The following is a 23,592-nucleotide window of genomic DNA, read 5'->3' as shown; positions in this document are numbered from 1 at the left end:
GAGGCAGGGCCATGGACAACATCATCGAGCGCTACGAGTACAAATACCTGATCCCCGAGCGGTTGATCGCGTCCATCCGGGCCACGGTGCTCACCACGTCGACGGTCGACAAGTATGCTGGCCCGGACGGGACGTACCGGATCCGGTCGCTCTACTTCGACACCGATCACTACGCGCTCTACTGGGCCAACGAGCGCGAACAGGGCGACCGCTTCAAGCTCCGCGCGCGGATGTACCCGGCCAGCGCGAAGAGCCCGGTGTTCCTGGAGGTGAAGCGGCGGGTGCTCGACGTGATCGTCAAGACGCGCGCGGCCGTCCCCGCCGATGCGTGGCAGGACGTGGTCGCAGGTCGCGACGGAGCGCTCGCAGCGCTGCCCGCGTCGGCGCGCAACGGGGCGCTGCGGTTCCTGGGGCCTTACCACCGCCATCACCTGGCTCCGGTGGTGCTCGTCGAGTACGAGCGGGAGGCCTACATCAGCACGCTGGAGACCTATGCCCGGCTCACCTTCGACCGCAAGATCGCGGTGCAGACCCGGAGGAGCCTCGACTTCGACGCCGATCCGCGGCGCTGGCGCCACATCGATCACACGGTGCAGACGCGGACAGCGGAGCCGGTGACGGTGCTGGAGCTCAAGTTCGAGCGGCGCCCCCCCGCGTGGATGAGCGCGATGGTGCGGAGGCTGGAGCTGACGCGCTACTCGTTCTCGAAGTACTGCTACGGCATCACGGCGGAGCTGACGCTCCCGACGTCGCGCTACGCCGTCCCCTGAGTGCGGCGCTCCCCCGCCTACACCGGGGCGGCGGCGGGGCTCCGCACCTTGGCGATCTCCTCCGCGATGACGGGGAGCACCGCCGCTTCCTCGGTGTGGAGGAAGAAGTGGCCGCCCGGGAAGATCCGGGAAGAGAACTCGCCTGCCGCGTGCTCGCGCCACGCTTCGATGGTGTCCGGAGGCGCGTTGGGGTCGTCGGCGCCGCCGAGCGCCAGGAGAGGCACCGGGAGCGGGGCGGCCGAGGTGTAGGCGTGGGTGCCGAGCAGCTCGAAGTCGGCGCGGAGGATGGGGAGCATCAGCTCCATCAGCTCGGGTTCGCGCAGGATCTCCTCGGGGGTGCCGCCGTAACGCCGGATCCTGTCGAGGAGCGCGGCGTCGGAGAGGTGGTGCTTCGGGGGCTCGGGATCGGGGAGGTTCGGGGCACGGTGCCCGGAGACGATGAGGCGCGCCGGGAGCGGGTGGCCCTGGTTGCGCAGCCACCGGCACAGGTTGAAGGAGAGGATGGCGCCCATGCTGTGGCCGAACAGCACGAAGGGGACAGGGCTGTCCGTGAGCAGAGGGCCAACCGCGTCGACCACCTGCTCCACCCTGCGGAGGAGGGGCTCGCCCATGCGCATGCCGCGGCCGGGGAGCTGGATGGCGAGCAGCTCGACGTCGGCAGGGAGCTTCGCGGGCCAGGTGCGGAAGCTGGCCGCGCCACCGCCGGCATAGGGGACACAGATCAACCGGACGCGGGGCGCCGCGCCGGGGCGGGACCGCCAGAGCCACTTGCTGGAAGCGTCGCTGGCTTTGCTGGGAGATGCGCTCATGGGCTGTTCGCCGGGCGAGATGCGCCGGGGCGCGGCCATCTTGCCGCAGCACCACGAACACGTCGAACGCAATCTACCCGTGAGGACAGGCGACGATCGCGGCTCAGGGTGGTCCCGGTCCGCAGAGGGGACAAGGCATGGTCCACCTTGCACAGCGCCTCAATTTGCACGCGACCACGTGCAAGCGCTGCAAACGTGCGTTACCTATGGCCGCACCTCCTCGACGCACCACCGCTTCCTCTCCTCGGCACGGCGCCGCGCAGAGGAGGAGGGGTGCGCCCTTCGAGGGGCGCAGGGGCCCGCGGGGCCCCTGCACCAGGGTACGCGGTACCGTGAAGGAGATTCCGATGAGCAGCGACAGCCCCACCGTCCTCGAGAAGCGCCTCTACACCGCGGTGGCCACCGCGACTTCCGGCCGCGATGGCCGGGTGAAGAGCGATGACGGCACCCTCGATCTCGCCATCGTCCCTCCCAAGGCGATGGGCGGCAGCGACAAGCCGGGGACCAACCCGGAGCAGCTCTTCGCGGCCGGGTACTCCGCCTGCTTCGGCAGCGCCGTGAGCCACGTGGCCCGATCGCAGAAGATCGATCCGGGCCCCGTCCACATCACCGCCCACGTGACCATCGGGAAGGTGGGCGAGGGCTTCGGGCTGGCCGTGGAGCTGGTGGCCGACATCCCGAAGCTGCCGCGGGATCAGGCCGAGGCGCTGTTGAAGGCGGCGCACCAGGTGTGCCCCTATTCGAAGGCGACCCGGGGCAACATCGAGGTCGATATCCGCCTCGCCTGATCAGTTCTTGATCAGGCTCAGATCATCCACCTGCATCCAGGTGTCCGCGTTGTGGGCCCAGAGGCCTGCGTACAACTCCACGCTGTGGCTCGACTCCGTGGTGAACGGGACGCTCACCTGGGTGTAGCCCGCGAGCTGGGCCCAGGTGAGGATCTCCGGGGCCCGTCCCGGGGGTCCGGGATCATGGTGCTGAAGGTTCGGGTTGGGGATGGTCTCTCCCGCCTGGGAGGCAGGCGTCAGTGCTTGCCGTACTCCAGTGTCTTGCCGCGACGCTGGGCGTAGATGTAGGCCTCCATGGCGCGCATGCGGGGGTCGTCGGCGCTCAGCGGTTCGGCGCGGACGGGGTGCTGCATGCACCAGTTGATCATGTCGCGCAGGAGCACCACGCGCCCGAGCTGCGCCTGGAACTTGGGGTAGGTCTCCGGGTGGGTGTTCTCGGCGTGGGGATGGCACATGTCGCAGGAGACCGCGACGGTGCTCCCCAGCTCGTCGGCGCTGTGGAACACGCGCGATCCCGCCAGGGCGAGGCGCTCGGTCTCGATCTTCCAGAGCGCTACGTCCTGCTCGCTGATGTGGCCATAGGTCTGGCCAGGAGACGCTTTCCCGACCAGCTCCTTGTTGTCCGAGGCTGGCTGCAAGCCGTGGCTTGCGCGCTCGTTGCTCTCCCAGTGGGCGTCGGGGTTCTTGCGCAGCCACTCGTTCATGAGCGCCGAGGCAATCTGGTTTCCCGGCGTGCCCGTAGCGAAGTTGGCCTTGGTCTTGCCATCGCAGAGCAGCACATCCACGCCTTCCGCGTTCGGCGCGTTCGGCGCGGAGGGGGGCGCCGGGTTCCCGCTGGTGGCGGTGCTCGTGGGGACCACGCCGGGGTTCGTGGCCGAGGTCTGCGTCGGGCGCTCGGGGGTGCCCGAGGAGGCCGACTCGGAGAGCGCGCCCCCGCAGGCAGCGGCGAGGACGGCGAGCAGGGCGAAGGGAAGTCGCGTGTTCATCGGTTCCTCTCGTTCCTCGGGTTCAGTAGCGGGTCAGCGTGCTCGCCGCAGGCTTGTTGCGGGTGCCCTTCGAGGCCAGGTAACTGCGCTCGACGTTGACCGGGTTGCGGTTCCAGAGGTTGTAGAGCTTGTCCACGAGGCCGTCGGGGTGGACGGTGATCTGCCCGTCTCCGCAGCCGTCCTGGGGATCGAATGGATCGGGACGCGACATCTGCACCGTGAGTTCGGGGAGGCCCTGGGGCGCGTAGGGCCAGGGCCAGGCGGTGGAGAGCATCCCGTGGAAGTGGATGTTGCCGATGCGGTTCGTGAGCATCTGGTGGGTGTGGCCGTGGATCACCGTGACGTTCTTGAAGCGCTTCAGGATGGCCTGCACCTCGTCGGCGTCGTCGGTCCAGAAGTTCCACGGCTTGTAGAGCTTGTAGAGCGGCGAGTGGGAGAACACGACGAGGGGCGCGGTGGGGGCGAGCTTCTCGAGATCTTTCTTGAGCCAGGCGCGCTGCTCGTCGCCCACGGTGAAGGAACTCTGCATGCCGTTGTCGAGGCCGGCCACGGTCTTCATCCGCTGCATCGGGGTGAGCTTGCGTGCCGTCCAGAAATCCTTCTCGACGACGCTGTTCAGCACCACGAAATGCACGCCCTTGTGGTCGAACGAGTAGGTGGGCGGGCCGAAGAGGTCCCGCCACTTCTCGCCCATGTCGAGGTACCAGTCGTGCTCGCCCACCATCATCCGCACCGGCACCTTGAGGTTCTTCAGGATCTGCGCGCCCAGATCGAGCTCGCGGGCCTGGCCGAGCTGCGCGAGATCCCCGCCGTACAGCACGAAGTCGGGGGCGGGGCTCATGGCGTTCACGTCGTCGACGGCGCGCATGAGCGAGTTGACGAAGCGGTCGTTGATGGTGCGGTCGTAGAGATGCGAGTCCGAGATGTACGCGATGCGGAAGGGCTCACCCTTGCCTGCCTCGGCCGCGCTCGCCACGCGGATCGGCTGGAAGGACTGCGGGTTGACGATGCCCTGCGCGGCGACGACGCCCGCGGTGGCGAGGGAGACCTTGAGGAACGCTCGCCTGTCGAGCCTGCCCAGGGCGGTGAGCGCGGCTTCGCGCTCCTCCATGTACTTCGTCTCGACGCTCTTGAAGGGTCCTCGCGGCATGGTGCTCCTCACTTCGTCGCCCCAGCCTTGCCGAGGCGCGTCTCGAACTGGATGGTCTTGCGGGTCGCGACCGCCGTGTCGCGGAACGGCCGCTGCTTGCGCGCGAGCGCCGTTTGCCGGGTGATCTCGGCCTGGTTCTCCGCCGCGAGACGAACGTCGGTCAGGGAGAAGAGGAAGGCGACGACCTGATCGATCTCGCGCTCGCTCAGGTTCAGGGGCTCGATGCCGCCGTCGAGGTAGCCGTTCGCCTCGCCTCCCTTGTTGTAGTGGTCCACGACGTCCCACAAGGTCTGGAGCGAGCCGTCGTGCATGTAAGGCGACGTCACCCCGATGTTGCGGATCTGCTGGGTCTTGAAGGCGCCGATGTCGGCGCGGTTCCTGGTGACCACGAAGCGCCCGAGCTCGGACAGATCGGTTTCGAGGGCGAGGCGATCCACGGTCTCCTGGGAGTCGCTCTTGGCGAGGGCGTCGAGCGCGTTCCGGGCGAGCTTCTCGAAGTCGTGGTGGCGGGCCGAGACGCCGATATTGTGGAACTTGTTGTTGGTGCCGATGGGGCTCGATCCGTTGAACTGGTGGCACGCGACGCAGCGGGCCTTGCCGTTGAAGAGCACCAGGCCCGCCTTGGCGTCCTCGGAGAGCGCAGCCGGGTTGCCGGCCACGAACCTGTCGTAGGGGGCGTCGAGGAAGACCAGCGTGCGCTCGAAGGCCGCGAGGGCGCGGCCGACGTCATCGTAATTGGGCGCCCTGCCGTAAGCAGCCTGGAACATCGCCTTGTACTCGGCGTCCCCGGCGATGGCCTTCACGGCAGCGGCGCCGTCGGGTTGCCCCATCTCGATGGGGTTGATGATGGGCAGCTTGGCCTGGTCCTCCAGGGTGGCGGCGCGGCCATCCCAGAACTGGGTCTGGAAGAAGACGGCGTTCAGCGTGGTCGGGGCGTTGCGGCGGCCCACCTTGGCGGAGATGCCCTCGGATGCGTTGCGCCGGTCGGTGAAGCCACGGCTGACGTCGTGGCAGGTCGCGCAGGCCACCGTGCCGTCGCGGGAGAGGCGGGTGTCGAAGTAGAGCTTCCTGCCCAGCTCCACCCGCTTGGCATTGAGCTCGTTGTCCCTGGGGATGAGGAGCTTCCAAAACTGCTCGTCGACGCCGGCGGGAGCCCCGGCCGAGGGCGTGGCGGGAGTGACCTTGGCGAGCTGCCCCTCCTGGTCCGTCATCTCCATGGCGCCGTGAGGGCCGTTGCGCTTGACCTCCACCCGCGGCGCGGTCGCAGGATTCGGGGACCCATCGGTGCGCTTCGCCGCTTCGGGGAGCTGCCCCCGAGCCTCGGTGGAGGCGAGGCCCTGCTCGGCGCCAGGTTTGCTCCCGGCAGCCACCCTGCCGGAACCAGCAGCTCCTTCGCCGGGCCCGGTGGCCTGAGCAGGCTGCCCGGCGGCGGCCTCGGCTCGCCCCTCGGGCGCTGTCTGTGCTGCCGAGGGGCTGGCTGGTGGCGTCGTCTGACACCCGAAGGCCGCTCCCATCACAGCAGCGGCGATCGGCGCCACCCACCCGAGCGGCCTCGCTCTACCAACCGGTCTCCCATCGCTTCGCGCGCTACCCATGATCCTCCTCGATGCTCGACGCGGGTGTTTCGTTCGCGCACGGGACGGCCGCGCCGGAAAAGCGGCGGCTGGCACCTCCGGGCACACGACGACCTGGCGCTGGCAGGAGCGCGTCCGTCGGCTCATGCACCGTGCGCCGCCCTCGTGAGGACCTCAAGTCACAAGGGATGATGACGCGGATAGGAAACGGTTATCGCGGGGGGTGACGGAGCGCGTCACCTGGGCGGGATCACGGCCCAGCCCTCGGCCGCATCGGAGGCACCCAGGGTGGTTTCCGGGAGGCTACTCAGGATGGTCCTGACGATTGCATCGGCGACGGAGCCACGGAGCTGGTTCCGACCGAAGACGAAGCTCACCTTGCGGCTGGGAATGGGCATCCTGAAGGGCCGCACCCGGGCGAGGCGGGCGTCCTCGGGGAGGCTCTGCACCACCAGCTCGGGGAGCAGGGTGATCCCCTCGCCCGCGTCGACGAGGCGCACCAGCGTCTCCAGGCTGCCGGACTCGAAGCGCGAGGTGGGCACCTCGCGGGCCGAGCGCCGCCCCAGGTCGCAGAGCTGGAGGACCTGGGCGCGGAAGCAGTGCCCCTCGGCGAGAAGCCAGATGCGCTCGTCGGCGAGGTCCTCCTGCCGCAAGGCGGCCTGGGCGCGGAGGGGGTGGTTCGGGGAGAGATAGACGTAGAAGGGTTCGAGGAAGAGGGGGCGCTCGTGGATCTGGGGGACGTCGAGCGGCGTCGCGGCGAGGCCGCCGTCGAGGCTGTCGTCGAGGAGGCTCTGGATGAGGGCGCTGGTGGGCAGCTCCTCGACGACCAGCGAGACGCGCGGATACGCCGCGAGGAAGCGCGGGAGGAAGAGGGGCACCAGGGTCGGGGCGAGGGTGGGGATGATGCCGAGGCGGTAGGTGCCGCTCGGATCGTCGCCGGCCTCGGCGAGCTGGCCGAGGCGATCACACTCGTGCAGGATCACCCGCGCCTGCGCGACGATGCGCGCGCCGAGTTCCGTGGTGACGGTCGGGTGACGGGAGCGATCGAAGATGGCGCCGCCGAGGATCCCTTCGAGCTTCTGGATCTGCATGCTCAGCGCGGGCTGCGACACGCTCGAGTGCTCGGCCGCCACCCTGAAGGACCGGTGGCGGTCCACGGCGACGAGGTACCGGAGCTGAGTCAAGGTCAAGCTGGAGAGGTCGAGCGCCATGGGCAGGGTGCAGTCACGGAGTGGGGCGCGAGCTGACCGAGGGCGCTCCGGGCATCGAGGGCCAGCCGTTGCTCCAGACGACGCCGTCGATCAGCATCAGGCGCTGGTCACCGGGGCCATTGACGTGTCCGGCGCGCCAGGCGTGATAGACCATGGTGGTATTGCCGCCAGGTGTGTCGACGACGGAGCAATGGCCAGGGCCCACCCAGGTGGCGTTCGTCTTGAGAATGGGTGCTCCGAGCTTGGTGTAGGGCCCCAGCGGCGAGGTGGCGCGGGCGACGCCCACCGCGTAGGTGCTGTTGTAGTAGGCATTGCCGCTGTAGAAGAGGTAGTAGTAGCCGTTCTTGGCCACCACCCAAGGCCCCTCCACCACCCCGCCTTCCCAGCTCAGGTCGTTGGTGATCAGCGTCGCCCGCGCGCCGACGAGCGAGGTGCCGTTCGCCGAGAGTTCCTGGCCATAGATGGGCGTCGGCTGCCCGACCGCATTGCCGTCGGCCTTCCACACCAGGTAGCGCTTGCCATTGGTACCCTCGAACTTGGTCGCGTCGATCATGCCCATGCTCGCGTTGTGCACGAGAGGCTGACCGATGTCGGTGAAGGTCCCCAGGGCCGTGGACGAGGTGGCGGCGCCGATGGAGAGCTTGCCGCTCGTGTGCCGGGCGGTGAAGTAAGCGACGAACTGCGTGCCTACCCGGTGGATCTCCGGAGCCCAGAAGTCACCTGTACCCCACGAGGGCCGCTGCCCCGAGGGGAAGATGGGGTTCACGGCCGTCCAGCGCACCAGGTCGGGTGAGGTGAAGCGGTGGAAGGCGCTCGCTGCACCGCCCGAGGTGCAGGAGGTGATGTACTTTCCGCCGTCGTAGATCACGCCTGGGTCGGCGCAATCGCCGTTGATCACGGGGTTCTGGTACAGCCCTCCGCAGTTCGCGTACCGAAACGACATGGCGCAGGCGCTGGTGCCCGTGAAATGGGGTGCCCAGCCATTCGAGAGGGTCGCGACCGAGGCGCTGGTCCCCTGGTTGGTGCAGGTCCGATCCCAGTACACGCGGCCCCCGATGTCGTCGTACTGGGCAGGGTGGTTCGCCGGGTGGCTCCAGGCGGGGCCATAGGTGATGCGCGTGCTGCACGCGGACGTGGGGGCGCCATCGCACGAGGTATCGAGCGCGAGCACGCAGGCGTTGCGCCCCGTGAAGTAGGGCTTCCATCCGTTCGAGAGCACCGCGTAGGAGTTGGTGCCGTCGTTCGTGCAGGTGCCGTCCCAGGTCACCGTCCCGCTGGCGTCGTCGAACTGGGCGGGGTGGCTCGCCGGGCGGATCCACGCATCCCCGTACGTGACGCGCGTCGTGCACGTGAGCGGGGCGAGGTCCGCACCGGCCGTGTCCTCGGCGCTGTCGTCACCTGCCCCGTCATCCACGCCCACGCTCTCGTCCTCGGTTCCCTCCTCGGGAGCGCCGTTCGGGGCACCGGGCGCGTCGTCGCCCACGGCAGCCATGTCCTCCTCGGCGTCCTCACCGCCACAGCCCGGAGTGATCAAGAACGCGCTCAGGAACATCCATGTCGAGAAGGTGCGGAGAGCATGCATGAAAGAGAGACCTCCGAGGGCAGAGCATAACGTACGGTCACCGCGCCACGGAGGCCGAGCGCGAAGAACCTGTGGTGCTTCCATTCCGTAGTGTCAGCAGAATCTGGATGCCTCATGCGTGGGCACGTGCGCTCAGTCGAGGTGCGCCGGGCAGTCGATGATCTGGAACTCGACAGGGATGGCGCCCGCGTCCGTGTTACCGATCTGCTGGAAGACCTGGGGCGCGAGGTCGAGGAAGCGATTGCCTCCGTTGTTCCCGAAGTCGTTGCTCTCGTCGATGATGCGGGCGACGGCGGTGGTGCCGTATCCGCCGCCGTAGGGCTTCGACGTGACCCTGACGCACTTGTTGCAGAGGACATCGATGCCCTGCGCCTGGAAGAAGTCGCGCCGGATCGCGGTCACCTGCATGCCGTAAGCCTGCGGCGCAAGGTTGCACTTCACCGAGGTGGCAGGGATGCCGTCGTAGATGTTGTAGGAGCTGTAGCCGGAGTAAGAGGCAGCTCCCGGGTCAGGGCCAGGCTCGGGCTCGGGCTCGGGCTCGGGCTCGGGCTCAGGCTCGGGCTCAGGCTCGGGCTCGGGTCCAGGAGCTGGCGTGGGGCCAGGGTCCGGGTCGGGTCCCGGCGTGGCGCAGACGGCGAGCTCTCGGAAGAGGGCTGCCACCACGTTCGGTGTCCAGTTCGACAGGCTCGTGTGGCCCTGGATGCATTCGTAGGCCTTGCCTTCGTGCTGCACGACGGCCCCTGCGGTGTAGGCGACGCCCGCGGCCCAGGCAGGCACGCCAGCACAGGAACCATCGAGCGCGCTCTCGGTGTCCTCGGCGGAGGCCTCGCCCCCGGACGGCTGTCCGAGGCAGCCCACGGCGGCCATGGCCATCGCTGCCAGGATCGAGATACCGAATCGTTCGCTCATCACGTGACGTCGCATGGTGGGAGTCCTTTCACGTCGGGGAGAACGCAACGGCATCCGTTGCAGCCCGGGGAGATGACCGGAGCGCTGTTGCTCCGTTGCTCCGTTGCTCCGTTGCTCCGTTGCTTGCTCTGTTGCAGGGAGCACGCCAGCCCTTCCGGGACTCCTCGACGCCACGAGCACCGCGCGAATGCGCGTTGGTTCGACGAGGGCCGGCGGGAGGAGGGTGAGCAGAACGATCGCCGTGGCGATCTGGTGGATCGCCCCCCCCGATCCACTGGATCACTCCAGGTGGCTCACGAGGGTGGAACCACGCTCCGAGGAGAGCCGGACACGGCTGCCGCGCGTGCGGGGGGGCCGGATCATGCCGACGCGTTGCTCACTTCGGGGGCTCCCGGAGGCGAGGCATCTCGAACAGGTCCGTGGTGCGGACGTACATCCCCGCGCCGTGCATCCGGCCGATCAGGTGAAGCTTCGGCGTGTCGACGTGGCACAGCTCCGGATCGAGCACGAGCGCGTCCTGGATGTGCATCGCCACGACCCGCGCGACGATGAGGGCGCTGTCCGTACCGAGCGGGTGGATGGCCATCTTGACGCACTCGAACGACACGGGGCTCTCGCCGATGCGCGGCGGCTTGACCTTGGCCGAGGGGACGGGCGTGATGCCTGCCTCGCGCATCTCGTCGACGCCCCGGGGGTACTCGAATGCCGTGATGTTCATGCGGGTGGCGAGATCCTCGGAGACCAGGTTCACCACCAGCTCACCGGTCGACGCGATGTTGCTCGCGGTGTCCTTGGGTCGCCCCGGCTCGTGCGCGCCAATGCCGAGGCACACCACGGGCGGGTCGCCAGAGAAGGCGTTGAAGAAGGAGAAGGGCGCGGCGTTGGTCTCTCCTTCCGGGCTCTGCGTCACGACCCAGGCAATGGGCCGGGGAACGACCGTGGAGACGAGGAGCTTGTAGGCGTTCTTCGGGGAGATCGTCTGGAAGTCGAACAGCATGGCGGGCTCCCGGGGGGGATGGTAGCGGTGCAGGAGGTCTGCTCCCGATCGGCCCGGGGGTCACGCGGTTGTTCGTGCAGGACTCAGCGCTCGGGGGCGAGCGAACTCAAATCGTCGTGGAGGTGCAGGAGCGTCCGCGCCCGGCTGGAGGTGCTGGAGGTCATGAAGAGGTGGCCTCCGGGGATGAGATGGAGCTTGAAGGGGCCCTGGGTGTGGGCCTGCCAGGCAGCGAGGTCGTCGCGGCTCACGTCGGGGTCGTCCACCCCTCCGAGCGCGGAGATGGGGCACGCGAGCGGGGGCTCGTCACGCAGGGTGAAGCTGCCGACCACGCCGAGATCGGCGCGCAGGGTGGGCAGGAGCGCGCGGAGGAGGTCAGGATCGTCGAGGAGCCGCCGGGGCAGGAGGCGCGACAGCTCGGCAGGGGAAGGCCTCGCACCATCGGTATCGAGAGGCGTCTCGGACCAGCGGCGAAGGAGGGCATTGGGGCGCTGAGGGGCGGTGAAGGCAGCGACGAAGAGGTGCGCTGGGGAGAGGCCACGCTCGCGACGCAGTGCGCGCGCCAGCTCGAAGGCCACGAGCGCGCCCATGCTGCAGCCGAAGAGGGCGAAGGGGCGATCGAGCTCGCCGTCGAGGGCGGGAAGCAGGGCCTCCAGGAGCGGGGGAAGGGTGTGGAACGCAGGCTCGCGGATGCGGTCCTCGCGGCCAGGGAGCTGGATCGCGCAGACCTCGATCCAGGAGGGCAGCGCTTCGGGCCAGGCGCGGAAGAGGGAAGCGCCGCCGCCACCGTAGGGGAAGCAGAAGAGGCGCAGGTGCGCATCGGGCAGGGGGCGGGGCCGGTGGATCCAGAGAGAATGGGACAACGCTGGGGTGACGGACAACCGTGTCGTGGTCTGTCCCGGAGGGGCCGGCGCTGGTTCGACGACAGGCTGGGGAGACGTCAGATGGGGAGACGTCAGAGGAGCGTCGGCGGGCGGCGCGAGGAGCAGGTCCGAGAGGCGGCCGCCGAGCACGAGGAGACTCGGCCCCTGCAGCAGATCCACCGCCGGGAGATCGACGCCGAGGTCCTCCTCGATGCGGGTCTTGAGATCACTCGCCATGAGCGAGTCGAGCCCGAGGGCGCGCAGGGGTGCGTGGAGGTCGAGATCTCCGGAAGCGAGGCCGCAGATCTCGGAGATCTGCGCACGGAGGTAGGTGGTGACCTGAGATGCGCGCTCGGCAGGTGCTGCCTCACGCAGGGCGGTCCTGCCGAAGCGCGGCCCACGGCGGGTGGCGGTGCGACGGACGGCACGCTTGACGAGATCACGGTCGATGCGCTGGAAGCGGAAGCCCTCCGAGGTGACCACCACATTGCCCTGCGCGTCGAGGAGGCGCACGTCGCCCGTGAAGCCCTGGGACGGGTCCTCCGCGGGGCGGAGCCGGGCATGGCAGTAGCGGACCCCCTCTTGCGGGGTGGCGTGGCGGAGGGAGCGCTCGACGCCGACGCCGATGTACACCCCGGCGTCTCCGGTCTCCGTGCCGTAACCGGGTAGCGTCACCTTGAGGAGCTGACCGCTGGCCTCACCTACGCAGGCCTCCGTGAGCCGAGCCGCGACGTCGACCCGTGCAGCAGCGCCTTCGCGGGGCAGGACGTCGGGCTGCCGGAGAAGGGCGATGGCTTCACCGTCACGTCGCCAGAGCCGCTCGATGAGCTGGAACCCGGGGCCGATGTGGTGCTCGTCCTCGCGCCAGAGGCGGTTATAGAACGCCTCGCCGGTGAGCTGCTCGGGGCACCGGGCCTGGATCTCGTCCACGGAGAGGGGCTCGCGGGTGGGCTCCGGGGAGGGGTCGGTGTGGATGGTGGCCCGCGTGTGGAGGCGCCAGGAGGCCGCGCCAGGAGATGCATTGACGTCGGAGGACGCCTCCATGCTGAAGAACCGGAAGGAGAAGGTGTCCGCGGTCTGGCGCTGGAGGACCGCCTGGACCGCGCAGGGAGCCCCCTCGCGCAGGATCAAGGGCTGCACGAAGGTGAGCCCTTCCACGCGGTGGGCAGGGGCAGCGCCAGGTTCTTGCGGGAGTGCTTGCGGGAGTGCTTGCGGGAGTGCTTGCGGGAGTGCTTGCGGGAGTGCTTCCTGAAGTGCGGTGGTCAGGAGCGCGAGGTGGAAGACGCCGGAGACGACGATGGCGCCATACACCTGGTGATCGCGGAGGAGAGGGAGCGCCGCCGTGTCGAAGGTCGACGCGATGACCGTGACCGCGTCGTCGAGCGTCGGCGAGCGGAGGCGCTGCCCGAGGAGGGGGTGCAGCAGGGCCCCGGGCTCGGGCGATGCAGGCGACGCAGGCGACGCGGACGTGGGGAAGGAGGCGCGCGGGGCGGGGGTGAACCAGTGGCGCTGCCCCTGGAAGGGATAGGTCGGGAGCGGGACGCGGTGACGGACGGGGCGGGGGTCCACCTGCGACCAGTCGAGGTCCAGACCGGCCGTGTAGAGGGCAGCGAGGCCATCGAGCATCTGCGCGAGGTCGTGCTTGCCCTGGCGCAGCGAAGAAACCCAGGTGCAGGCAGTTCCAGGGAGGCTCCGCCGACCCATGGCGAGGAGGGTGGGCCTGGGGCCGACCTCGATGAACGTGTCGACGCCCTGCTCCCGGAGGGTGCGCATGCCCGCGTGGAAGGCGACGGGTTCCCGGAGGTGGCGACGCCAGTAGGCAGCGGTGGTGATGGCGTCGGGATCGACGGGGAGGCCGGTGAGGTTGGAGATGATCCGGAGCGAGGGACGGGCAAAAGGGATGCTCTCGGCGACGCGCTCGAAGGCGTCGAGGATGGGATCCATCGCCGGGGAGTGGAAGGCGTGGGAGACGTCGAGGCGCTCGCTGCGGATGCCGGCGGCGTCGAGCCGTGTGCGGGCAGCGTCGAGCGCCTGATGCGTGCCCGAGAGGACCACGTCGGCAGGGCCGTTGAGGGCCGCGATGGCCAGGGTGGGCGGGTGAGGCGCGAGCACCTCGGCGAGGTGTGCGCTGCTGGCGGAGACGGCGAGCATGGCGCCGCCGCGAGGGAGGGCCTGCATGAGGCGTCCTCGGGTGGCGATGAGGCGGAGGCCATCCTCCAGGGAGAAGACACCGGCGATGCAGGCGGCCACGTATTCACCCACGCTGTGACCCAGGAGGGACGACGGCGCGACGCCCCAGTCCATCCACAGACGCGCGAGGGCGTATTCGAGCGCAAAGAGGGCGGGCTGTGCGTAGGCAGTCTCCCCGAGCAGGGATGCGGGGGCAGGCGGCGAGGTGTCCTCGACGCGAGGATCGGGGTGGGTCTCCGGGTACATGACGGAGAGCAAGGGCCTGTCGAGGTGGGATCGGAGCAGGGCGTCGCAGCGGTCGAGGGCCTCGCGAAAACGAGGCTCCGTCTCGTACAGCTCCCGGCCCATGCCCACGTGCTGCGCTCCCTGCCCGGTGAACAGGAACGCCACCCGAGGCCTCCGCCCTGGATCGCTGCTGCCGGTGCGCAGGCCACGTGGGGTCTCTCCCCGAGCGAAGGCGTCGAGCTGCGCCTGCGCCTGCGCCGTCGTCTCCGCGACGAGGGCGAGGCGGTAGGCGAGGTGGCGGCGCCCTGTGGCGGCCGTGTAGCAGGCATCGGCGAGCGAGAGCGGCGTCTTCCCGCCAAGGTGGCGCGCGTGGCGCGCGGCGAGCTCGGTCAGGGCCTCGGGGCTCCTGGCCGAGAGGGTGAGGAGCGAGGCAGGCAGCTCGGGGGTGGACAGGCGCGGGGCGGGCGCCTCCTCGACGAGCACGTGGGCATTGGTGCCGCTCGCGCCGAACGAACTCACCCCGGCGACGCGGGTGCGGCCGTCCGGTGCAGGCCACGCCATCGTCGCGCGGGGAATGGTGATGGGGAGGTCTTCCCAGGGGATGTGCGGGTTGGGAGTCCTGAGGTGAAGGTGCGCGGGGATCTGCTGGTGCTCAAGAGCGAGCACGACCTTGATGAGCCCGGCAATGCCAGCAGCCGACTCGATGTGGCCGATGTTCGTCTTGATCGAGCCCACGACCAGTGACCGGGCGGGTCCCTCGGCTACGCTGCGATCACGGAGTGCAGCCGCGAGGGCGCGCAGCTCGATGGGGTCACCGAGCGGAGTCCCCGTGCCATGCGCCTCGACGTAGCTGACACGCTCGGGCGTGAGCGCGGCATCGGCGAGGGCGTCGCGGATGACGGCTTGCTGGGCGAGCGCGTTGGGGACGGTGAGGCCGCTGCTCGGACCATCCTGGTTGACGGCAGATCCGCGGAGCAGAGCGTGAATGGTGTCGCCGTCTGCCAGCGCGTCGGAGAGGCGCTTGAGCACGACGACGCCGCACCCCTCGCCACGTCCGTAGCCGTCGGCGGAGGCATCGAAGGTCTTGCAGCGGCCATCTTGCGCGAGCATCCGGGCCTTGCTGAGGAGGACGCTGGAGGAGGGGGAGAGGATCAGGTTGACGCCAGCGGCGAGGGCCACGTCACTCTCGCGGCGGCGCAGGCTCTGGCACGCGAGGTGGACCGCGACGAGCGACGAGGAGCAAGCCGTGTCGAGCGCGACGGCTGGTCCCTGGAGTCCGAAGGCGTAGGCCAGACGCCCCGCCGCGAAGCTCAAGGGGTTGCCGGTGAGGAGGTACGCGTCGGCATGGAGGGGGTTGCCTTCGAGCGCCTGGAGGGTGCCGTAGTCGTTGCTGGTGATGCCGACGTACACGCCGGTGCGGGTGCCCTTGAGCTTGTCGGGGGAGAGCCCTGCGCGCTCAAGAGCTTCCCAGCTCACTTCGAGGAGCAACCGGTGCTGAGGATCCATCCCTGCCGCCTCGCGCGGGGTGACCCCGAAAAGGGCGGCGTCGAAGGTGCCCACGTCGTCGAGGAAGCCGCCCTGGCGCACGTACATCTTGCCGGGCGCACCGGGATCCGGATCGTAGTGGGCATCCACGTCCCAGCGCTGTCGTGGCACCTCGCGCATGGCATCGCATCCCTCGCGGAGGAGCTCCCAGAGGGCCTCTGGATCGGTAGCTCCCCCGGGGAAGCGGCAGCTCAGACCGACGATGGCGAGGGGCTCCGACCTGTCGTGTTCGAGGCGATCGAGACGGGACTGGAGGCGCTGAAGATCTCGCAGCGTACGGTCGTGACGGGCGCGACGCTCCCTGCGGCTCACGGTCTTGCGAGGGCGGACGTGCCGGGCGTGGCTGTCAGGCGCGCGCTCGGCGCGCTCAGCGCCCCCGGCGCGCTCGGAGGCGCTCGGGTGTGCCTCCATCTCTGCGCGGGCGGTCGTTTCGGGGGGAGGCAGGACCTCACGGAGCAGGTACTCGGTGAGGGCTTCGATGGTGGGGTGCTCGAACGCCAGGGTCGACGGGAGCCGCTGGCCCACGCTGTCTTCGAGCTTCGTCTTCAGCTCGACGGCCATCAAGGAGTCCATGCCCATGGCCGTGAACCCCGCCCGGAGGCCGCGCACCTCGGCGCGCTCCAGGCCGAAGACACGGGCGACGAGGCCCTCGACATGCTCGACGACGAGATCCCGGCGCTCACCCGGCAGGGCTTTCCCGAGGCGCTCGGAGAGCTGCGATGCGGCGGGACCACCGCCCGGTGCGAGGCGCACGTCGAGGGTGGAGACCAGAGGCCGCACCCGCCGGGCCTCGTAGAGGGGCTTGAACTTGCGCCAGTCGACGGTCGCCACGGTGCACCGGGTGGCGCCGCTCGCCATGAGCTGCCCCAGCACGTCGAGGGAGGGCCCCGGGGGCATGGAGTCGATGCCCATCTTCGCCATGAACAGCGCCATGTCGTCGGAGACCATGCCCACGCCGCTCCAGGAGCCCCAGTTGACCGTGAGCGCGGGGAGGCCTGCCGCGCGGCGGTAACTCGCGAAGACGTCGAGGAAGTGGTTGGCCGCGGCGTAGAGGCCGAGGCCGAGGGAGCCCCACACGGAGGATACAGAAGAGAAAGATACGAAGACGTCGAGGGGGAGGTCGCGCGTCAGCTCGTGCAGGATCCAGGTTCCGTTGACCTTCGGACGGAGCATGGCCTGCAGCGTCTCGGGGCGGGCATCCTTGAGCAGCTCGGGTGTGGACAGGCCGGCAGCGTGGAAGACCCCCCGGAGCGGCGGGCGGTCACGCCCGAAGGTGGCGATCACCTCCTGCATGCGCGGCCTGTCGCCGACGTCGGCGGAGACGACCTCGACCACGGCCCCCAGGGACGCGATCAGGGCGATGGCAGCCGCTTTCTGCGCTGCATCACTTCCCTCGGGGAGCGACTCCCGCGCGGGGCGCTCCGGGAGCCCACGGCGGCCGAGGAGCACGAGGTGTCGCGCGCCTCTCTGGACCAGCCAGTGCGCGAGCGCGAGTCCGATGCCTCCGAGGCCACCCGTGATGAGGTACGCGGCGTCCGAGTGGAAGGTGATCGGGGTGGCCGAGACCTCCGGCTTGCGCACGAGCCTGGGGACGTGGCGGGTGGCACCGCGGAGCGCGACGAGATCGTCGGGATCCGGCTGGCAGATCTCGTCGAGCAATGCCGACGCGGCCTCGGAGGCAGAGGTGCCGTCGAGATCGATCATGCCTCCCCACAGGTCGGGATGCTCAAGAGAGAGCACCTGCCCCAGCCCCCAGAGAGGTGCCTGTGCGAGCGCAGGAGGAGCCGCCGGGCACTCGGTCAGCGCCTGTGCCTCACGGGTCACGATCCAGAGGCGGGTCGCAGCCTCGGCAGGAGCCGCGAGCATCGTCCGCAGCACGCTCACGGTGCTGCCGAGGAGGCGCTCCTCGAACGCTTCGAGCGCATCGAGCGCGAGCGCTTCCGTGCTCGGAGCATCCAGGCTCCAGAGGTGAAGGATGCCTCTGGAGCGACCTGCGACTCCGAGATCCTGGAACGCGCGCCCGAGCTGCTCGGAGGAGAGGGGATCGACCTCGCGATGAGTGTCCGAGAGGCGCAGATAACCTGAGCCGGGAGAGATCCGTACGCAGGCCTCGCCACGCGCAGCAATCTGCGCCAAGAGCGCCTCCGCGAGGCCAGTGCGATCGGCAAGGATGACCCAGGGTGCAGCCGGTGCCGGGGGAGGCACTGGCCGCGGTGCAGCCGCTCCTGTTCCGCGAGGACGCTCCTGCCATTCGACGGCGTAGAGCCAGTCCGCGGGGGTACCTCGTGCGGCCGGCGGTTCCTTCGTCGCCGTCTCCGGGAGCACATCTGCCCAGTAGCGCTTGCGCTGAAAGGGATAGGTGGGAAGGACGAGACGCTGGCGCACCCGTTCGCCACCGACGGCTGCCCAGTCCACCGCCGCGCCGCGGGCGTAGAGTGCGCCCAGGCACCCGAGCATTTGCGGGACGGTGTCGCGGTCGCCGTGCAACGGGGAGAGCCAGAGCCCCTCCCCCGCTGGCCACAGGCGCCGAGAGGAGGCACGCAGGGTGGGTGCCGTGCCGATCTCCAGGAGCACGTCGAGGCCCTCGGCGTGGAGAGCGGTCAGCGCCTCGTCGATACGGTCTGGCGCGTGGAGCACGCGGCTCCAGCGGTCGGGTCCGCCCAGATCGATGGCGGTGATGGAGCGGCCTTCACGGGTCGACAGGAGCAGAACTGCGGGCTCGGTGGCTGAACCGAGCGCAGCGAGAGCTGGGTCCCTCTCCCAGCCCGTGCGCTCGCCGTCCTCAGGGCCGCGAAGGGTGGCGCTCCCGTCGCACGCGAGGGCGAGCCGAAGCGCTTCTTCCAGCCCCAGGGCACCCGCAGCGCACGCGGCCGCGATCTCCCCTGCCCCGTGGGCAAGGACGGCGATGGGTTCGATGCCCCACGAACGCCACAGCTCCGCCAAGGCGTGTGCGATCGCGACGCGCATCACCGGCATGGCGGCCAGGGAGTCATGGCGCGAGGCAGGCTCGGAGGGCAAGTCGACGAAGAGGGAGCGCAGGGGGGCCGGGAGGTGGGTCCGGAGGAGAGCGTCGCACTGGTCGAGCGCGCGTCGGAAGGCAGGCTCCGAGGCATGGAGGACCCGGAGCGCGTCCACGTCGACAACCTCGAGATCGCCGAAGAGGAAGGCGACCCTGGGAGGTCGCGCAGGGTCTGCCGTGCCGCGGAAGAGGCTCGCGGGCGTCTCGCTGCTGTCGCTGAAGGCCGCGAGGTGCTCACGGAGCTGGGAGATGGACTCGGTGACGATCGCCAGCCGGTGCGCAAAGTGGGAGCGGCCTGTATTGGCGGTGTGACAGAGGTCGGCGAGGGCGAGATCCGTGTCCACGAGATGGTCGGCATGACGACGCGCGAGCCCCATGAGCGCTTCGGGCGTCTTCGCCGAGAGGGTGAAGATGGAGGTGCCATGCTCCTGCGCAGGCCGCGAGCGGGCACGCTGGGGAGCCTGCTCGACGACGACGTGGGCGTTCGTGCCGCTCAGCCCGAAGGAGCTGACGCCTGCGATGCGCCTGCCCTCCACGGAGGGCCAGGGCACGAGCGTGGAGGGGAGGATCGCCGGGACCTCGTCCCAGGGGATGAGCGGGTTCGGCGTGGAGACGTTGAGGTGCGGAGGGATGGCCTCGTGCTGGAGCGAGAGGACGACTTTGATGAGCGCGGCGATGCCCGAGGCCGGCTCGAGGTGGCCGATGTTCGTCTTGACGGACCCGAGGTAGAAAGGGCGCTCCGCTGGGCGACCCGCGCTCAGGACCGCAGAGAGGGCGCGGACCTCGATGGGATCACCGAGCGATGTTCCGGTCCCGTGGGCCTCGATGTAACCCACGTCAGCCGGTGAGACGCCACCTTCCGCGAGCGCGCGCTGGATCAGCGCTTCCTGGGCTGGCCCACTCGGAACGGTGAGACCACTGCTGGAACCGTCATGGTTGACGGCCGATCCGCGAATGACGGCGAGTACCGGATCTCCGTCGGCGAGCGCGTCGGACAGGCGCTTCAGGACGACCATGCCGCACCCTTCACCGCGTCCATAACCATCCGCGGAGGCATCGAAGGTCTTGCTCCTCCCGTCAGGCGCGAGCGCGCGCATCTTGCAGGCCAGGATCGTGGGCTCTGGCGCGAGCATGAGGAGCACGCCGCCAGCGAGCGCGAGGTCGCACTCCCCAGAGAGCAGGCTGCGGGCGGCAAGATGCACGCCGACGAGGGCCGACGAGCACGCGGTGTCGATCGCCATGGTCGGGCCGTTCAGGCCGAGCACGAAGGACAGGCGCCCGGCAGCGATGTTGAGGCTGTTGCCCGTCGCGGCGAATGGGTCAGCGTCAAGGGCGACGCCATGCTGGACCACCTGGAGGTAATCGTTGGTGGTGATTCCGACGAAGACCCCGGTGCTGCTCCCTCGGAGCGTGCTCGGGGCGTGGCCAGCGCGCTCGATGGCTTCCCAGGAGACCTCGAGCAGCAGCCGCTGCTGAGGATCCATCTGTCGGGCCTCCCGGGGTGAGATGCCGAAGAAAGCGGCGTCGAATGCGCTGACATCCTCGTCGAGGAAGCCCCCGCGCCGCGTGTACATCTTGCTCGGTGCGTCTGGATCGGGATCGAAATGGGCGTCGACGTCCCAGCGCTCCGAGGGAATCTCCCGAACGCCGCTGCCTCCGTCCCGGAGGAGGCGCCAGAAAGCCTCGGGGCTGGTCGCGCCGCCGGGAAAGCGACAGGCCATGCCGATGATGGCAATGGTCTCGTCGTTCCCGACCCGGGGACGAGGGCTGGCACCTTGGGGGGTGGGGGCTTCGACCCCCAGCAGGGCTTCTGCGAGGAAGAGCGTGAGGCGCTCGATCGTGGGGTGATCGAGGGCGATGGTCGCAGGGAGCCGCAGCCCCAGCGCTTCCGAGAGGCGGTCCTTGAGCTCGACGGACATCATCGAGTCCATGCCCAGCTCGAAGAATCCGAGCTGGGGATCGATGGTCTGCCCCGCGTCGAGGCGAAGGACACGCATGACTTCAGCGCTTACGTGGGCCGCCAGGAGCGCCTTGCGCCGGTTCTCGGGTGCGGCGCGGAGGCGCCCCAGCAGCGCCGTGGGTGCCGCGCCCTCGGCCACCTGTTCCTTGGCAGCGACCTGGGTCCCTCTCCCAGCCGCCATGCTCCTGCGGGTGTGTCCTGCGACGGAGGTCGCGGTGCCCCCCGTGTACCGAGGTTCCTCGTACCAGCATCTCACGTGCTGGAAGGGATACGTGGGCAAGGGGACGTGGCGCCTCGTCCGGCCCGCGACGAGCCCTTCCCCCGAGAGGGTGCAGCCAGCCACGTGGAGCGCTCCAGCGCTCGCAAGGAGCTGCGCCCAGTCTCCTTTGTTGCGGCGGAGCGAGGGGTGCCACTGCATGTCAGCGCCTTCGAGACAGCGTCGGGCCAGCGCGAGCAGAACGGGCTGGGGTCCGATCTCGATCACATGATCGATGTCGTGCGCGCGCAGCGCGAGGACGCTCTCGACGAAGCGCACCGGCGCGCGGACGTGATCACGCCAGTAGGAAGCACGACCGATCTCGTCGCCGGACGCGAGGCGGCCCGTGACGTTGGAGACCAGTTTGACGCGCGGAGACGCGAAAGAGACCTTCCGCGCTTCGGCTTCGAAAGCCGACAGGATCGGGTCCATCAATGCTGAATGGAAGGCGTGCGACACCTTGAGGGGCTGGGAGCGGATGCCGCACAGCGCGAGAGCCTCGCACACGGCCTGAACGGCCTCGCGTCGGCCCGAGATCACCGTCTCCGAAGGGGCGTTCGTCGCCGCGATGGACAGCACGCCGGGGTGATGCGCGATGGCGTCGGTGACAGTGGCCTCGCTGGCGGAGATGGTGGCCATTGCGCCCCCGTCCGGAAGAGACTGCATGAGGCGTCCGCGTGCCACGATGAGTCCGAGGCCTTGCTCGATTCCGAAGAGGCCTGCCACGCAGGCCGCAGCGACCTCGCCCACGCTGTGACCGAGGACGAGATCAGGCTCGACGCCGAGCGATCGCCAGAGCTGCGCGAGCGAAACTTCGAGGGCGAAGAGGGCAGGCTGGGTGTACGCGGTCTGGTGCAACCGTGAAGGCTGGCCGTCGCGGGGGTAGAGCACCTCGAGCAACGGCAGGTCGAGGTGCGCACGGAGCAGGGAATCACAGCGATCGAGCGCTTCGCGGAACACCGGCTGTGTCTCGTAGAGCGCCCGGCCCATGCCCTCGTACTGGGCACCTTGACCCGTGAACAGAAAGGCGATCCGCGGCCGCTGCTTGTTCTTCGCCGTACCGAGGAGGACGTCAGCGCTCTCTTCACCCCTGGCGTGAGTGGCCAGCGCGTGCGCAGCGCGTTCGGTCGATCCTGCCACCACAGCCAGGCGGTGCGTGAAGTGCGTGCGGGTGGCGAATGCGCTGTGACAGATGTCAGCCAGCCCCTCGGGGGCGGCATGACCGAGGCGCTCTGCATGGCGCCCCGCGAGCGCACGGAGGGCCTCGGGGCTCCTGGCGGAGATGCAGAGCAGGTGATGCGAGGGCTCGGGGAGTACAGACGTCGATGCTTTCGAGGCTTCCTGCGAGGGACGCACCGGCGCCTCTTCGACGAGGAGGTGTGCGTTGGTCCCGCTGAGCCCGAACGAGCTGACCCCCGCGATGCGAGGCGCCGCGCCCCGGCGCCATGGAACCCGCTCCGTCGTGACGGCGATGCGGCGCGCATCCCACGAGAAGTGCGGATTGGGCGCCCGGAAGTGCAGGTGGGGTGGCAGCTCCTCGTGGGAGAGGGCGAGGACCACCTTGAAGAGCCCGGCCATTCCCGCTGCGGCTTCGAGGTGACCGACGTTCGTCTTCACGGAACCCACCAGCAGCGGTGAACCGTCACCCCGGGTCGCACCGAACACCGCGTCGAGGGCCTCGAGCTCGATGGGATCGCCGAGCGAGGTGCCGGTGCCGTGAGCCTCGACGTAGCTGACCTGCTCGGGCCGCACCCCGGCCGCATCCAGCGCCTGGCGGAGGAGGGCTTCCTGTGCACGACCATTGGGGACCGTGAGCCCGCTGCTCGAACCATCGTGGTTCACCGCCGAGCCACGAAGGACGGCCAGGATCGGATCGCCGCTGGCGAGTGCGTCGGAGAGGCGCGCGAGCACCACGACGCCGCAGCCCTCACCCCGTCCGAAGCCATCGGCGCTGGCATCGAACGTCTTGCAACGCCCGTCAGGGGCGAGCACCCCGGCTCCGGAGAGAAAGATGGTGCCATGCGGCGAGAGCATGAGATGAACGCCGCCGGCCAGGGCCAGATCGCAGCGTCGCGCCCGGAGGGCCTGGCAGGCGAGGTCGATGGCGACGAGCGAGGACGAGCACGCCGTATCGAGTCCGATGCAGGGCCCCTGGAGGCCGAGCACGTAGGAGAGGCGACCCGCGGCAAAGCTCAGGGCGTTGCCGGAGATGACGTAGTTGTTGGCCTGGCCCGGGTCGAGGAGGCTCTGCTGCAGCTCCCCGTAGTCGCTCGCGCCGCACCCCACATAGACGCCAGTGAGGGTGCTGCTCAACGAGCGCGGCGGGCGGCCTGCGCGCTCCAGCGCTTCCCAGGTCACCTCCAGGAGGAGTCGTTGCTGGGGATCCATGCTCGCCGCCTCACGGGGCGAGATCCCGAAGAACGGAGGGTCGAATCCCTCCACATCGTCGAGAAATCCCCCGCTCCGCGCATAGAGCTTGCCAGGGGTACCAGGGGCTGGGTCGTAGAAGGCGTCGGCGTCCCAGCGCGCCGCGGGCACCTCGCGCACCGCGTCCACACCGGCCTGCAGGATCTGCCAGTAGCTCTCCGGGTCGACTGCGCCGCCGGGGAATCGGCAGGCCATGCTGACGATGGCGATCGGCTCCTGGGCAGAGCGCTTCAGTGCATCGTACTGGGTCCGCAGCTCGGTGAGTGCGAGCACGGAACGTTGCAGCGGGGTGAGCTGCTTGAGACGCTCTTGGTAGTCGCTCATCGGCAGGTAC

11 protein-coding genes are annotated in these 23,592 nt (G+C 69.5%); 2 read left to right on the top strand and 9 right to left on the bottom strand.

The window, feature by feature from the left end; translation table 11 throughout:
* The first annotated feature begins 11 nt into the window (after nt 1-11).
* On the top strand, nt 12-770 hold the full coding sequence (locus CAP_RS16700; protein WP_081864962.1) for a polyphosphate polymerase domain-containing protein: 759 nt from the start codon (nt 12-14) through the stop codon (nt 768-770).
* A 17-nt stretch (nt 771-787) separates the two neighbouring features.
* Here the strand turns inward: CAP_RS16700 and CAP_RS16695 are convergent, their stop codons facing one another.
* Nucleotides 788-1,579: a thioesterase II family protein gene (locus CAP_RS16695; protein ID WP_044241779.1), complete on the bottom strand. Its 792-nt coding sequence runs from the start codon at nt 1,577-1,579 to the stop codon at nt 788-790.
* Between the two features lie 347 nt (nt 1,580-1,926).
* Between CAP_RS16695 and CAP_RS16690 the strand changes: the two genes are divergently transcribed.
* Nucleotides 1,927-2,367, top strand: a complete 441-nt coding sequence (locus CAP_RS16690; protein WP_044241716.1) for an organic hydroperoxide resistance protein — start codon at nt 1,927-1,929, stop codon at nt 2,365-2,367.
* Between the two features lie 236 nt (nt 2,368-2,603).
* Here the strand turns inward: CAP_RS16690 and CAP_RS53675 are convergent, their stop codons facing one another.
* From CAP_RS53675 to CAP_RS16650, 8 genes are all read right to left on the bottom strand, one after another.
* Nucleotides 2,604-3,353: a hypothetical protein gene (locus tag CAP_RS53675; RefSeq protein WP_231511525.1), complete on the bottom strand. Its 750-nt coding sequence runs from the start codon at nt 3,351-3,353 to the stop codon at nt 2,604-2,606.
* Between the two features lie 22 nt (nt 3,354-3,375).
* Nucleotides 3,376-4,503, bottom strand: coding sequence for a metallophosphoesterase family protein (locus CAP_RS16680; RefSeq protein WP_052375402.1), 1,128 nt, complete (start codon nt 4,501-4,503; stop codon nt 3,376-3,378).
* Nucleotides 4,504-4,511: 8 nt separating this feature from the next.
* Nucleotides 4,512-5,873, bottom strand: a complete 1,362-nt coding sequence (locus CAP_RS16675) for a cytochrome-c peroxidase (RefSeq protein ID WP_231511524.1) — start codon at nt 5,871-5,873, stop codon at nt 4,512-4,514.
* A gap of 440 nt (nt 5,874-6,313) precedes the next feature.
* Entirely contained in the window at nt 6,314-7,288 is a 975-nt protein-coding gene (locus tag CAP_RS16670; protein ID WP_052375401.1) for a hydrogen peroxide-inducible genes activator, read from the bottom strand.
* A gap of 13 nt (nt 7,289-7,301) precedes the next feature.
* On the bottom strand, nt 7,302-8,870 hold the full coding sequence (locus CAP_RS44800) for a glycoside hydrolase family 43 protein (protein ID WP_231511523.1): 1,569 nt from the start codon (nt 8,868-8,870) through the stop codon (nt 7,302-7,304).
* 132 nt (nt 8,871-9,002) lie between these two features.
* On the bottom strand, nt 9,003-9,794 hold the full coding sequence (locus tag CAP_RS16660; RefSeq protein ID WP_156040872.1) for a carbohydrate-binding protein: 792 nt from the start codon (nt 9,792-9,794) through the stop codon (nt 9,003-9,005).
* A gap of 361 nt (nt 9,795-10,155) precedes the next feature.
* Entirely contained in the window at nt 10,156-10,776 is a 621-nt protein-coding gene (locus CAP_RS16655; RefSeq protein WP_044241712.1) for a flavin reductase family protein, read from the bottom strand.
* Between the two features lie 83 nt (nt 10,777-10,859).
* Complete coding sequence (locus CAP_RS16650; protein ID WP_044241710.1) at nt 10,860-23,582, bottom strand: type I polyketide synthase; 12,723 nt, start codon at nt 23,580-23,582, stop codon at nt 10,860-10,862.
* Between the last annotated feature and the right edge of the window lie 10 nt (nt 23,583-23,592).

It is taken from the genome of Chondromyces apiculatus DSM 436 (genome assembly GCF_000601485.1).
Taxonomy (GTDB): domain Bacteria; phylum Myxococcota_A; class Polyangia; order Polyangiales; family Polyangiaceae; genus Chondromyces; species Chondromyces apiculatus.
The sequence above is the reverse complement of the archived record's forward strand: the minus strand, read 5'-3'. Positions and strand labels throughout refer to the sequence as shown.

What these genes read in the sequence shown, in the direction of transcription:
- CAP_RS16660 (WP_156040872.1), bottom strand. Translation starts at nt 9,794, where the DNA reads ATGCGACGTCACGTGATGAGCGAACGATTCGGTATCTCGATCCTGGCA.
- CAP_RS16670 (WP_052375401.1), bottom strand. Translation starts at nt 7,288, where the DNA reads ATGGCGCTCGACCTCTCCAGCTTGACCTTGACTCAGCTCCGGTACCTC.
- CAP_RS16680 (WP_052375402.1), bottom strand. Translation starts at nt 4,503, where the DNA reads ATGCCGCGAGGACCCTTCAAGAGCGTCGAGACGAAGTACATGGAGGAG.
- CAP_RS16650 (WP_044241710.1), bottom strand. Translation starts at nt 23,582, where the DNA reads ATGAGCGACTACCAAGAGCGTCTCAAGCAGCTCACCCCGCTGCAACGT.
- CAP_RS16700 (WP_081864962.1), top strand. Translation starts at nt 12, where the DNA reads ATGGACAACATCATCGAGCGCTACGAGTACAAATACCTGATCCCCGAG.
- CAP_RS53675 (WP_231511525.1), bottom strand. Translation starts at nt 3,353, where the DNA reads ATGAACACGCGACTTCCCTTCGCCCTGCTCGCCGTCCTCGCCGCTGCC.
- CAP_RS16695 (WP_044241779.1), bottom strand. Translation starts at nt 1,579, where the DNA reads ATGAGCGCATCTCCCAGCAAAGCCAGCGACGCTTCCAGCAAGTGGCTC.
- CAP_RS16655 (WP_044241712.1), bottom strand. Translation starts at nt 10,776, where the DNA reads ATGCTGTTCGACTTCCAGACGATCTCCCCGAAGAACGCCTACAAGCTC.
- CAP_RS16690 (WP_044241716.1), top strand. Translation starts at nt 1,927, where the DNA reads ATGAGCAGCGACAGCCCCACCGTCCTCGAGAAGCGCCTCTACACCGCG.
- CAP_RS44800 (WP_231511523.1), bottom strand. Translation starts at nt 8,870, where the DNA reads ATGCATGCTCTCCGCACCTTCTCGACATGGATGTTCCTGAGCGCGTTC.